Raw genomic sequence first — 12,150 nt, forward strand, 5'->3', positions numbered from 1 at the left:
AGTGGTGCGATTTTCCTATGATCGCGAGACCCGGCCTATGCTCGCAGTGTGGTGGACGAGACCGCACTGGGAGCCTTCCTCAAGGCGCGCCGCGGCAGACTGCGCCCGGCGGACGTCGGGCTGGCGTCGAGTTCGCGACGGCGGGTTCCAGGTCTGCGCAGGGAAGAATTGGCCGCTCTCGCCGGGATCAGCACCGACTACTACCTGCGCATCGAGCAGGGGCGCGTCGCGCATCCGTCGGCCCAGGTGCTCGATGCGCTGGCCCGCGTGCTGCGCCTCGATGAGCGTTCGGCTGTGCACCTTCGGCAGCTGGCGGGGCTCGGCGAGCCGATCGCGACCGATGAGGCGGACCTGGTCGAGCCGGGACTCCAGGAGCTTCTCGATCAGCTGGACGTGCCGGCTTACATCGTCAGTCGGTATCTGGATTGCCTGGCTTCCAACGCGTTGGCGCGGGCGCTCTCCCCGAATTACGCGCCCGGGCACAATCTGCTCCGCCAGCTCTTCGTCGACCCGGCGGAACGCGCGCTGCACCTCGACTGGAACGATGCCGCGGCGAGTGTCGTCGGCGGGCTGCGTCAGGTGGCGGGCGCCGCATCCAGCGACCCCCGGCTGAACGGCATCGTCTACGACCTCTCCGAACGCAGCGACGAGTTCAGGATGCTGTGGTCGCGGGCCGAGGTCGGCTACCGGCCGAGCGGCGACAGCCACATGCTGCACCCGCTGGTCGGCGAGCTGCACCTGCAGCGGCGCCGGTTCGACCTACCGGAGTCGGGCGGTCAGCACATCCACCTCTACTTCGTCGAGCCCGGCTCAGAGTCTGCCGAGCGCCTGAACGCGCTTCGGGGGCGTTAGACGCTCGGCGTCGGTCGCTGCGTCGGAGCCGGGCTCTCGGTCTTGCCCAGCGCGAGTTCGACGGCATCCTTGACGCGCGCGTCCTCACGCACGCGCTGCTGCGCGAGGACGCGTTTCCGCAGACGGAGCGCCCCGAAGACGAGGGCGGCCAGGATGAGGACGATCAGCAGCAGCATCCAGGGCACCGCCCATCCGGTGGCCGTGCCGGTGATCGGTGCCAGCGGGGTCGTCGAGCCGGATGCGTCGGTGACGATGGGAGTCACCGTCGCGGTGGATGCGATCCAGACGCTGGCGGGAACGTCGCGCAGAGGCACCGTCACCTCCCACCGCTCGCCAGGTAGCAGCTGCGGCGGAGCCTTGATCGTCGCGGCGTCGGTCGGGAACCACCCGAACGGACCGGTGACACCGGCGGCCTGCTTGGCGGAGAGCAGGGTGTTGCCCGTGTTGTGGATCGTGTACGTGAAGGATGCGTCACCGCCGGCGAACGGGTTGAGCCCGCCGTTCCAGCCGACGTGGGGGTTCTCGACGGCGAGCCCCGGCTTGAGGTCGCCGCCGACCCGCAGGGCGATCCGGATGCCGAGGCGGCGGTCGACGTTGATGCCTTCCGCGTCATCGGGCTGCACGAGTGAAGTCAGGATGCCGCCGGCGTAGTCTCCCGGCGTCGCATTCTTGGGCACCGTCACGGTGAAGGGCACCTCGACCGTCTTGCCCGGCTCGACGGTAATGCGGTCGGATGCGCCGTGCACCCAGGCGCCCACGTTCACCGACTTCGCCCCGCCGACGACGAGGTCGAACTGCCCGCTGTCGGTCGTGTATCCGTCGGCGGCGTACACGCCGAGGTCGAGCGCAGTGTCGCTCTTGTTGGCGATCACCAGGGCGTCATCGACCGTGGAGCCCGGATTGACGGTGTAGCTGTAGTTGGTGCGCTCCGCTCCGAAGCCGTTGGACGCCGTTCGGACCGTCCAGGTGACGTCGTCCCCGGCCGCGTGGGCGGAGCCGGCGGGCAGCAGGGCGAAGCCGAGCACACAGAGCACGGCGAGCAGCGCGCTGAGGGAGGCGTGGACGACTGCGCGGGAGGATTTCGTGGCGAGAGCGGTCATGGTGTTTCCTCGACGTTCGGAGTGGAGCCGGTGATGCCCGATGGGGCGAGCACGGGATCGTGCCCACCCCACCGGGGTTGTGCTGTGTTCAGTTGTGCTGTGGTCAGTTACTGAGCGCGGTGATCGTCATCGTCGCGCGGTAGCTTCCCTTGTCGACGCTGCCCGGGATCTTCAGATCCAGGTCGGCACCGAGCTTGGCCGTTCCGCGTGCGTGTCCCTGCGCGGCCGAACCGAGCTCACGGGAGACGGACAGACCGTCGCCACCGTCGTATCCGGAGCGCACCGAGTCACCGGCTGTGGCACCTGCGCCCGTCTGGACGACCTTCGGAGCCCAGCCGAGGTTCTTGCCGGAGAAGGTGTTGCTGCCGTCGCGGAAGTCTCCGACCGAGGCCGCGATCGACCACGGAGCGACCGAGTGACGCGTGTCCGAGACAGTGATCGGGTTGAGCTGACCGTTCGCCTCGAAGTACGCGCCGTCGTGCTCGACGGCGGTGCCGAGGTCGACCAGGCCGTTGTGGCCGTCGATCGTCCAGCCGAACTCACCCGGAGCGGCGGTCGGGACGGTCACGCCGATCTCCTGGCCGTCGCCGTGGTTCGGGTGGATCGAGACGGAGTCGACGATCGAGCCGACCGGCTGGGCCGCGGTCGCGCCGCTGTTCGGACCGCACCACGGGACCTTGCCGAGCTCGACCGCGGCGTTCGGAGCGGCACAGGTGCCGCTGCGGACGTTCTCGACGACCAGTTGGTCGTTCTGCACCTGAACCTTGACGTACGTGCGCACGTGCTCCTGGTTCTGCACCGAGTTGTACCAGTAGCTGCTCGGGTTGAGCGGGTCGGCACCGTTACCGGCGCCACTGGTCCCGCTCGCATCCGGAGCCGTGATGTCGTAGTACTTCGACCCCGAGGCGGAGTTGGCCGTCACGTAGATGACGCCGCCGGGGCCCGGGTACACGTCAGCAGCGCCCGGCTGCTCGTCGGGGTTCGCCTTCGCGCCGTTCTTGATCTCGTAGCTGCGCGAGTAGCTGTGGTCGTGGCCCTGCAGAACGAGGTCGACGCCCAGCTTGGAGAACGTGGTCGGGAAGTCGACACGACGGGTCTTGTTGTCGCCGTCCTTCGCGTGGTCCGCCGGGGAGTAGATCGAGTGGTGGTACACGAGCACCGTGTACTTGGCATCCGCGCCGTGCTGGTTGACGACGTCGGTGACGTAGCCGACGTGCGCTGCGTCGCCGCCGCCGCCCTGCGAGGTGGCGTAGCTGTTGCTGTTCAGGTCGATGAAGAGAACATCCTTGTAGATGTACCAGTAGTCGCCACCGGACGTGTTCGAAGCGGGGGTGCCGTTCGAGTAGTACGCGCCGCTGCGATCGGTGTTCGGCGTGTACAGGTGCTGCTCGTACGCCTTTCCGCCCACGTCGTGGTTTCCGATGGTGGCTGCCCACGGGTACTGGCGCAGCTTCTCGGGGGCGAGGAACGCATCCCAGTGCGACTCGGTGTTGGCCGTCTCGACCTGGTCGCCGCCCGACACGAGGAGCTCGGCGTTCGGGTTGGCCGCGAGGGCGACGTTCAGGGTGTCGTTCCAGCCCTCGCCGTCCTTGGCCGTGTTGCCGGAGGAGCCGATCTGCGGATCGCCGAAGAACAGGAAGTCGTACGCGCCGTCGAACGACTGCGTCTTGAACGCGGCGGTCGTCGACCAGTTGCCCTCGGAGCCGACGCGGTACGAGTACGACGTGTTCTCCGAGAGTCCGGAGATCGTCGCGTGACGGTTGAATCCGCCGCTCGTCGCGATGTTCGCGCTGCCGGCAGCGGTGAAGGTGACCGCGTCGGCCGGGAACTCGCCCGCGACGAGCGCGGAGGTCGGCGCGACCTGCACCGACTGGGCGGTGTCGGTCGAGGAGTACCAGGTGACGATGCGCTGGGTCTCGTTCGCTCCGACGCCGAGGATGACGCCGGTCAGAGTCGCGGAGTCGACGGCCATGGCGGGCGCGGCCGCGAAGCCGCCGATCGCCGCCGACGTGCCGATGGCGATGGCCGATAACCACACAGTGGCGCGATGACGACTGCGCCACCGCGGTTGTGTCGATGAAGTGGGGGAAGACATAGATCGTCCATTTCTCTCAGGGGTTCCCGGATGGGAACGGGCAGCAGTTAGCAACATCCGCCCGACGGATGAACTCCTGTTGAATTCGCGATTCTGCGTTCGTGGCAAACATGAGAACACTCACATGATTCACAGCTCGAACACACGTTGGACGAACCAGATCAGGCCGGCGGCTGACACCGAGACAGCCAGCGCACCCGTTGCCCACAGGCCGATCCGGGGGTCCGCCGCCGCAGAACCATCAGCAGCGGAAAGAGCGCGGCGATGATCGTGAGTTGCACGGCTTCGATTCCGAGGTTGAAGACGAGGAGCGACCACAACAGGGTCCACGACCACGGTTCGTCGATGCCGAGTGCGCTCGCGAAGCCGAGCCCGTGCACAAGACCGAACAGGAATACGACCGCGAGCCGCAGCCAGCCTGCACGGTCCAACCCCAGCGGGCCGCTCGTCGCATCCAGGGTGTTCGCCGCTTCGCCCCGTCGCCAGATCCGCCACAGATACCAGGCGGCGACGACGGCGATCGACAACGCGATGATGGGCTCGACGATGCGGGCGGGCACCGAGACAACTCCGGTGGCAGCGAGGATGAACGTCACCGAGTGCGCCACCGTGAACGCTGTGGCCGCGAGCACCACCTCGCGGAGTCGGCGCGAGCCGGCGATCAGTGCCAGCAGGAACAGGATGTGGTCGATGCCGGTCAGCAGGTGCTCAGCACCGAGGTGGAAGAACTCCCAGAAGCGCTCCCCGGCGCTCTGCTCGGTGGAGAAGGACGGCTGCGCCGCATCCAGTGCCGCACTGCCCGACCGGGAGTCGATCTCGTACGTGAGGATCGTCTTGGTACCGGTGACGTACCCTTCCGAATCGGGGAAGAGCTTGCTCGTCACAACGTGCGCGTCGCTCGGTGCCGAACAAGTGCTGTCGAGCGCGAGCACTGCATATGGTGCTCCCTGGCGCTCGGTCATCGTGACGTCGCCCGACCGTTTCAGGATGCACTCCTCACCGCCCGAGGAGACGCTGAAGCGGTCGGCCACATACGCGAGAACCGTGTCGGAGTGCTGCTCGATCGCGGCCGTCTGGGCCGCTGTGTCGCCAGCGTCGAAAGCCGCGGTGCCCTCCTGGAACAGAGGATCGTCGTGTTCGGCATCGGCTGCGGAGACCACGAGGAGGTCGTACTCGAGTTGCAGCTCCGTGCGCACGTGCCCGGCCTCGCCGTGTGTGACATCGACGTAGACCACCGATGAGAATCCATGAGCGGACGCGGGGCTCGCGGCTGAAGCACCGACCATCACGGCCGCGGCGGCGGCTAGCGCTGCGAGCGTGATGCGGCGTGCGCCGTACGACATGGATCTCCTTCGGTGAACGGGCATCTGAGTACGGTGTCGGGACTCTGTGAACATCAGAAGGATTGCCGTCGAACGGCGGGGGAACAGTGCCGTCGGCGGCTGGTGCGCGGCCCGGATCTGACGCAGACTGCGGTGGCACCATTCGCATCGAGGGCGTTCACGCGCCGCTCGTACCCATCGCATCCGGAGGACGATTCCCTTGCGCCCCCGCCGGCGAACCGCCGCACCACTCACGATCGCGGCGCTCACGGCCGTGCTGCTCACCGGATGCATGGCCGACAGCTGGACCGAGCCGCATCCGGCTCCCACCGCGATCGGCAACCTCGGCGTCGGCTTCGAGCCCTCGGCCTCACCGAGCCCGGAGGCGACCGTCGTTCCCGCTGCCGGATCCTGGGACGACGTGCGCCCTTCCCCGGGCTACCGGGTCGTGCTGCTCACCGCGGGCGATGACAAGCCGACGCGGACGCTCGTCGACGCCGTGCGCAAGTGGGCCGATGCCGAGAGCGTGGACCTCCGGACCGTCACGGCAGATGACGACCTCATCGACGGGATCGTGCGAGCGATCGACTTGCGACCCGACCTCATCCTGAGCGTCGGCAACGATCTCATCGACCCACTGGCGACGGTCACCGCCAGCCATCTCGACCAGAAGTTCCTCGTGGTCGGCGCCGAGGTGGCCGAGCCCACCCACAACGTCACCGCGGTCGACTGGACCGGCGCATCCTTTCGGGGCGAGGGGTTGGGAGCCTCATCGACCTACGACCCGCGCTCCTTCACGGCGAAGCGGTGCGCGACGGCCGTGCGCGCGGGGGTCGCGGCCGTGCTCCACGATATGACCGGCATCGTGCTCTGGATCGACTGATCGCGACCGACCGGTCGCTGGGTTCAGGCGCGTCTCGGTCGTTCTCGGGTTTTCTGCACGACGGTGACCGTGGTCGGGATGTCGCGGGTGAGGAACAGCGCGAGCCCGGCGATCACGGTCAGCACGAAGAACGACACCCGGAGCGCGCCGATCTGCGCCTCCGAGTAGACCTCCTCCAGTGTCGTGCCGTCGGAGGAGCTGAGCCCCGCGTCTTTCGCGATCGACGGGACGCTCGAGGCCGGGACGATATCGACGCCCGACTGCGTCGCTTCCGACACGGCCGTCTTCGCCGAGTCAGGGAGATCGCTCGAGTTGACGCCCGAGAGGAATGCCGTTCCGAGGGATGCGATCAGTACCGAGCCGATCAGCGCTGTGCCCAACGACGATCCGAGGTTCTGGAAGACTCCCTGCAGGCCGCCCACCTCGCTGGACTCGCGTTCGGACACGCTCGACATGTTCACGTTTCCGAGCTGGGAGGCGAGGAGACCGAGTCCCGTGCCGGCGAAGAACATCCCGGTGCCGAAGGCGATGCTCCGCAGATCGGTCGATACCGCTGCCAGGAGAACGAGACTGCTGAGCACCAGGATGACCTGCCCGATCCGCACGATGCGCCTCGGGGACCAGCGACGGCTGAGGATTGTTCCGACGATCGAGAACAGGATGAGCGCGACCGACAGCGGGAAGATCCTGATCCCGGTCGACAATGCATCCAGGCCCAAGGTCATCTGCAGGTAGATCGGCACCATGAAGAAGAGCCCGGCGGTGACGGCATACTGAGCCCCCAGAACGCTCAGACCGCTGCGAAGCTGCGCGATTTTGAACAGCGACACCTGCAGGAGTGGAACCCGCCCGGTGCGGGTCAGATAGACCTGGCGCTTGAAGAACAACCAGACCACTGCCGCGCCGGCCGCGATCAGGTACGGAACGAGCGAGAGGCCCAGTGGTGTGATCGGGAACCCGCCGTCGTCCGCAGGAACGATCGGGAGGATCCAGCCCCACGTCTTCGACTGCAGCATCCCGAACACGATGAGAATGAGCCCGACGGCCGAGAGGAGCACGCTCCACACGTCGATCCTGATGCGGGCAGGCTTGCTGCGGTCGGCCACGAACCGCGTCAGCAGCAGCACGCCGATCATCACGACGGTCTCGCCGATGAACACGTAGCGCCAGCTGGCGTACGTCGTGATCAAGCCGCCGATGAGCGGGCCGGCAGCGACCGCACCACCAGAGATCGCACCGATCGCAGCGAACGCCGTCACCCGATCGCGGCCGGTGTAATTGTCGGCGACGAGCGCCGCGATCGCCGGGATGACGAGAACAGCGCCGAGGCCCTCGATCACTGCCCAGCCGATGAACAGCAGCACGATATTGGGGCTCAGGCCGGTCAGCAAGGATCCGATGCCGTAGACGATCGAGCCGACGATGAAGGCCCGGCGGCGGCCCCAGACGTCGCCGAGCTTCGCGCCGAGGAGCATCACCGCGGCCATCGTCAGCGTGTAGAACGTGATGGTCGCCTGCATCGCGGCGACGGTCGTGTCCAGGTCGGAGACGACCTGGGAGATCGAGACGTTCATCACCGTGCTGTCGAGCACCATCACGAACTGTGCGCACCCGAGGATGCTGACTGCCGACCATTTCGCCATGTGCTCATCCGCCCACGTTGCCGCTTTGCCGCGTTTCTGCCGAACATATTGCACCCGCTGGGGCAGCACAAGAGCCGTCCGGCCGGCGGGAGTAGCGTGACCGCCAACAGACCGAAGGAGCACGGATGAGCGACCGATCCGAACCTCAGCACGACCAGCCTCAGCACGACCAGCCTCAGCACGACCAGCCTCAGGACTACGCGCCCGGCGAGACCATCGCGGTCGTGGGCGCGACGGGAAAGCAGGGCTCCGCAACCGCGCGCGAACTGTTGGCGCACGGCGCGCGTGTGCGTGCCCTCACGCGCGATATCGGGTCAGAGGCCGCGCAGGCACTGGTGCGCGAGGGTGCCGAGGTTGTCGCGGCGGATCTCGACGACCTGACCAGCGTGCGCCGCGCCTTCGATGGCGCTTCCCGCGTGTTCGGCATGGCGACCATGGCCGGGGTCGGGCCCGAAGGGGAGACGCGTCACGGCGTCGCGTTCGCCGATGCGGCACGGGATGCGGGGGTCGGCTACCTCGTCTACAGCTCGGTCGGCGGCGCCGAACGTCACACCGGCATCCCGCATTTCGAGAGCAAACGCCGGATCGAGGAGCACATCGTTGCGATCGGTTTGCCGGCCACGTTCGTGCGGCCGGTGTTCTTCATGGAGAATCTGCTCGGCACGTCGGTGGAGGGCGGCGAGGTGGTCGTGCGTTTGCCGGTGCCCGACGGCATCCCGCTCCAGATGGTGGCCGTGCGCGATGTCGCGCGGGTGTCGGCGGCTCTGCTCCTGCATCCGGATCTCGTCGGGGGTGCGGTCGAGATCGCCGGCGACGAGCTCACGGGGTCGCAGATCGCGGACGTGTTCGGGCGGCAGGCCGGGCTTCCGGCGCGATACGAGGCGATTCCGACGACCGGGTTCGACGCCGACCCCAAGGCGATGTTCGACTGGTTCGCGGGCCCCTCCGCCTACCAGGCCGACTTCGAGGCTACGCGCGCTCTCGATCCGCAGCTGCTCGACCTGCCGGCATGGCTGGCTCAGAGCGGGTGGCAGCCTCGCCCGCAGTGAGTCGCGGCCTGCGCGGTAAGCCGAGCGGGACGCAGGTGCCGTCGCTTCCGCCCGGGTCTACCATCGGCACATGAGCGAACGCACGTACACTGCTCGTCTGCACCGCCCGAGAGCTCTGACCTGCCGTAACGGATCCGAGGAATTCGAGGCTTGACATGGCTGATCTCCGCATCGAGGGCAGACTGGGGTCGTTCTCCGGCGCATCCGGATGGCTCAACTCGCCGCCGCTGACCGCCGAGGAGTTGCGCGGCAAGGTCGTGCTCGTCGACTTCTGGACGTACACCTGCATCAACTGGCTGCGCACCCTCGCCTACGTGCGGGCGTGGGCCGAGAAGTACAAGGATCAGGGACTGGTCGTGATCGGCGTCCACACTCCGGAGTTCCCGTTCGAGGGCGACCCGGACAATGTGCGCCGGGCCGCGAAAGACATGACCGTCGAGTATCCGGTCGCGCTGGATCCCGACTACGCGGTCTGGCAGGCCTTCGACAACCATTACTGGCCGGCCGTGTACATCGCCGACGCGGAGGGGCGCATCCGGTACCACCACTTCGGCGAGGGCGAGTACGAGGAGGGTGAACGCGTCATCCAGCAGCTTCTCCGCGAGGCGGGAGCCGAGAACGTCGGCCACGAGCTGGTCGCCATCATGCCGGACGGGCTCGAGGCTCAGGCGGACTGGTCGACCCTCGGCTCGCCCGAGACCTACCTCGGTTACGAGCAGGGGCGCAACTTCGCATCGCCGGGCACTGCAGAGTTCGACGTTCCGTTCACATACTCCGTGCCGACGCCGCTGGGGCTCAACGAGTGGGCCCTCGACGGCGAATGGGAGATCGACGGGGGTGCGGCGGCCGTCACGCGGGCCGGCGGACGGATCGTCTACCGCTTCCACGCGCGGGACGTGCACCTGGTGCTGTCGCCCGGTGAGTCGGGCGCGCCCGTGAGGTTCCGCGTGCTCATCGATGGGCAACCACCGGGCGCGGCTCACGGTCTCGACACCGACGAGGAGGGCAACGGCACCGTCGTGGAGCCGCGGCTCTACCAACTCGTGCGGCATCCCGAGCCGGTCACCGACCGCACGTTCGAGATCGAGTTCCTCGATCCCGGCGCCGCTGCCTACGTCTTCACCTTCGGTTAGCCCGCTGCCAGCCGCCGCGCGGCGTCGGCGATGTGGTCGGCGTCGATGCCCGCCCAGGCGAGCAGTTCCTCACCGGTTCCGGAACCTGGCATGCCGCTCACCGCCAACCGCACGATCTCGAGCGGCGTCTGTCCTGCCTCGAGCAGAGCATCCGCGACCGCAGACCCGAGGCCGCCCTCGGGATGGTGGTCCTCGGCGACGACGATGCGTCCGGATGTGGCGACCGCTGCCTCCTGCAGGGTCGCGGTGTCGATCGGCTTGATCGAGTACGCATCGATCACCCGAGCCTTGATACCGTTGTCGGCCAGCGCATCCGCCGCAGCCAGACAGGCATGCAGGGTGACGCCGGCGCCCACCAGGGTGACCCCGTCGTCCTCGCTGGAACGCAGCACCTTCGACCCGCCGACGGGGAACTCCTCGCCGCTCGGATAGAGCACCGGGAATGCGCCGCGCGTGGTGCGCAGGTAGCTGATTCCGGATGTGCGGGCCATCTCCCCGACGAGGGCGGCGGTGCTCGTGCCGTCACTCGGGTAGAGAACGGTCGAGCCGTGCACCGCTCGCATCATGGCGAGGTCTTCGAGAGCCATCTGCGACGGTCCGTCCGCGCCGATCTCGACGCCGGAGTGCGATCCGACCAGTCGGAGGTCCACACCTGAGATGGCGCCCATCCGGATGAAGTCGTATGCGCGGGTGAGGAAGGCCGCGAAGGTCGAGGCGTACGTGGTGAAACCGCGCACCGAGATCCCTGTGGCGGCCGCGACCATCTGCTGCTCGGCGATGTACATCTCGAAGTACCGGTCGGGGAAGGCGTGCGCGAATTCAGAGGCGTAGGTCGAGTTGCTGACCTCGCCGTCCAGAGCGACGACCAGGGGATCCCGCGTGCCGAGCACGGCGAGCGCATCGCCGTAAGCCTTGCGCGTCGCCACCTCGTCGCCGACCTCGTATTCCGCCGACGGCATATCGCCCGACGGAGTGGTCGATGGTTGAGCCGGGGTCCCGGCCTCGGGGAGCGGGCCCCGGATGGTCAGATCGCGTTCACCGCCCAGTTCGGCGATCGCGCGCTCGGCCATGTCTTCGGGGAAAGGCTTGCCGTGCCAGTCCGGCTTGTTCTCGACTTCGGAGAACCCGCGCCCCTTGATGGTCTTGGCGAGGATCACGGTGGGCCGGCCGTCGCTCGTCTCGGTCGCAGCGGCGAGCGCCTCGTCGATCTCTGTCACGTCGTGACCGTCGATCACGATCGTGCGCGCGCCGAAGGCCTCGGTCCGTCGAGCGTATGCTTCGACATCCCAGCCGAGGTCGGTCTCACCGCGCTGACCGAGGCGGTTGACGTCGACGATGGCGATCAGGTTGGAGAGTTCGTAGAACGACGCCTTGTCGAGCGCCTCCCAGATCGATCCCTCCGCCATCTCCGAGTCGCCGCAGAGCACCCACACGCGGTAGGGCAGCTTCTCGAGGTATTTGCCGGCGATGGCGACACCGACCGCATCCGGCAACCCCTGACCGAGTGAGCCGGTGGCCACGTCCACCCACGGAAGGATGGGAGTGGGATGGCCCTCCAGCCTCTGCCCGAACCTCCGGTACCCCGTCATCAGCTCGTCGTCGGAGACCACGCCGACCGCTCTGTAGATGGAGTAGAGCAGCGGGGAGGCGTGGCCCTTGGAGAAGATCAGGTGGTCGTTCGTCGCGGTCTCGGGATTGTCCCAGTCGTAGTGCAGGTGCCGTGCGACGAGGTCGGCCAGCAGGTCGGCGGCTGACATGCTCGAGGTGGGATGCCCCGATCCGGCGCTGGTCGAGCTGCGGATCGAGTCGACCCTGAGTTGAGCGGCGAGTTCGCCGACGACATCGAGCCCGACGGGGAGTGCGTTTCCGTGCTGGTCATGGGACTTCTACTCCACTTCGACGGTCCAGATCGTCAGTCCCTCCGGTGAGAGCCTGTCCGTCTCCAGATAGGTGACCTGTCGACCCTGCTCGTCGACCAGCTCGGCTTGTAGTTCGTATTCGGACACATCCCAGGTGCGACCATCAAGCGGGCCGCCCTCGAGCTGTGCGATCTTGGCATCCATTCCCCAAACG

At 67.5% G+C, this 12,150-nt stretch carries 10 protein-coding genes; 4 read left to right on the forward strand and 6 right to left on the reverse strand.

Features of this window, described 5'->3' with window-relative positions; translation table 11 throughout:
• Positions 1–48: 48 nt before the first annotated feature.
• Positions 49–852 carry a helix-turn-helix domain-containing protein gene (locus tag ACQ86A_RS07440; RefSeq protein WP_431279919.1) on the forward strand — a complete coding sequence of 268 codons (804 nt, stop codon included), beginning with the start codon at positions 49–51 and terminating at the stop codon, positions 850–852.
• Here the strand turns inward: ACQ86A_RS07440 and ACQ86A_RS07445 are convergent.
• The 3 genes from ACQ86A_RS07445 to ACQ86A_RS07455 form a co-directional block, all read right to left on the reverse strand.
• Positions 849–1,952, reverse strand: coding sequence for a WxL protein peptidoglycan domain-containing protein (locus tag ACQ86A_RS07445; RefSeq protein WP_431279920.1), 1,104 nt, complete (start codon positions 1,950–1,952; stop codon positions 849–851). The genes ACQ86A_RS07440 and ACQ86A_RS07445 overlap by 4 nt on opposite strands.
• A gap of 103 nt (positions 1,953–2,055) precedes the next feature.
• Positions 2,056–3,990 (reverse strand): fibronectin type III domain-containing protein, encoded by a 1,935-nt coding sequence (locus ACQ86A_RS07450; protein WP_431279921.1) that lies wholly within the window; start codon positions 3,988–3,990, stop codon positions 2,056–2,058.
• Between the two features lie 218 nt (positions 3,991–4,208).
• Complete coding sequence (locus tag ACQ86A_RS07455) at positions 4,209–5,390, reverse strand: HupE/UreJ family protein (protein WP_431279922.1); 1,182 nt, start codon at positions 5,388–5,390, stop codon at positions 4,209–4,211.
• 199 nt (positions 5,391–5,589) lie between these two features.
• Here ACQ86A_RS07455 and ACQ86A_RS07460 point away from each other — a divergent pair, with 199 nt between their 5' ends.
• Positions 5,590–6,252 carry a hypothetical protein gene (locus ACQ86A_RS07460; RefSeq protein ID WP_431279923.1) on the forward strand — a complete coding sequence of 221 codons (663 nt, stop codon included), beginning with the start codon at positions 5,590–5,592 and terminating at the stop codon, positions 6,250–6,252.
• Between the two features lie 23 nt (positions 6,253–6,275).
• Here the strand turns inward: ACQ86A_RS07460 and ACQ86A_RS07465 are convergent, their stop codons facing one another.
• The gene (locus ACQ86A_RS07465; protein ID WP_431279924.1) at positions 6,276–7,895 is read right to left on the reverse strand and encodes an MFS transporter; all 1,620 of its coding nucleotides are present in this window, start codon (positions 7,893–7,895) and stop codon (positions 6,276–6,278) included.
• A 125-nt stretch (positions 7,896–8,020) separates the two neighbouring features.
• Between ACQ86A_RS07465 and ACQ86A_RS07470 the strand changes: the two genes are divergently transcribed.
• Together ACQ86A_RS07470 and ACQ86A_RS07475 are read left to right on the forward strand one after the other, a co-directional pair.
• Entirely contained in the window at positions 8,021–8,944 is a 924-nt protein-coding gene (locus tag ACQ86A_RS07470) for an NmrA/HSCARG family protein (RefSeq protein WP_431279925.1), read from the forward strand.
• Positions 8,945–9,099: 155 nt separating this feature from the next.
• The gene (locus ACQ86A_RS07475; protein WP_431279926.1) at positions 9,100–10,077 is read left to right on the forward strand and encodes a redoxin family protein; all 978 of its coding nucleotides are present in this window, start codon (positions 9,100–9,102) and stop codon (positions 10,075–10,077) included.
• On the opposite strand, the gene ACQ86A_RS07480 is transcribed toward ACQ86A_RS07475, so the two are convergent.
• Together ACQ86A_RS07480 and ACQ86A_RS07485 are read right to left on the reverse strand one after the other, a co-directional pair.
• Positions 10,074–11,879, reverse strand: a complete 1,806-nt coding sequence (locus ACQ86A_RS07480) for a transketolase (protein ID WP_431280400.1) — start codon at positions 11,877–11,879, stop codon at positions 10,074–10,076. The two genes, ACQ86A_RS07475 and ACQ86A_RS07480, sit on opposite strands and share 4 nt — an antisense overlap.
• A gap of 84 nt (positions 11,880–11,963) precedes the next feature.
• Complete coding sequence (locus tag ACQ86A_RS07485) at positions 11,964–12,140, reverse strand: hypothetical protein (protein WP_431279927.1); 177 nt, start codon at positions 12,138–12,140, stop codon at positions 11,964–11,966.
• Positions 12,141–12,150: the final 10 nt, after the last annotated feature.

The sequence above is a fragment of the Leifsonia poae genome (genome assembly GCF_050632195.1).
Classification (GTDB): domain Bacteria; phylum Actinomycetota; class Actinomycetes; order Actinomycetales; family Microbacteriaceae; genus Leifsonia; species Leifsonia poae_C.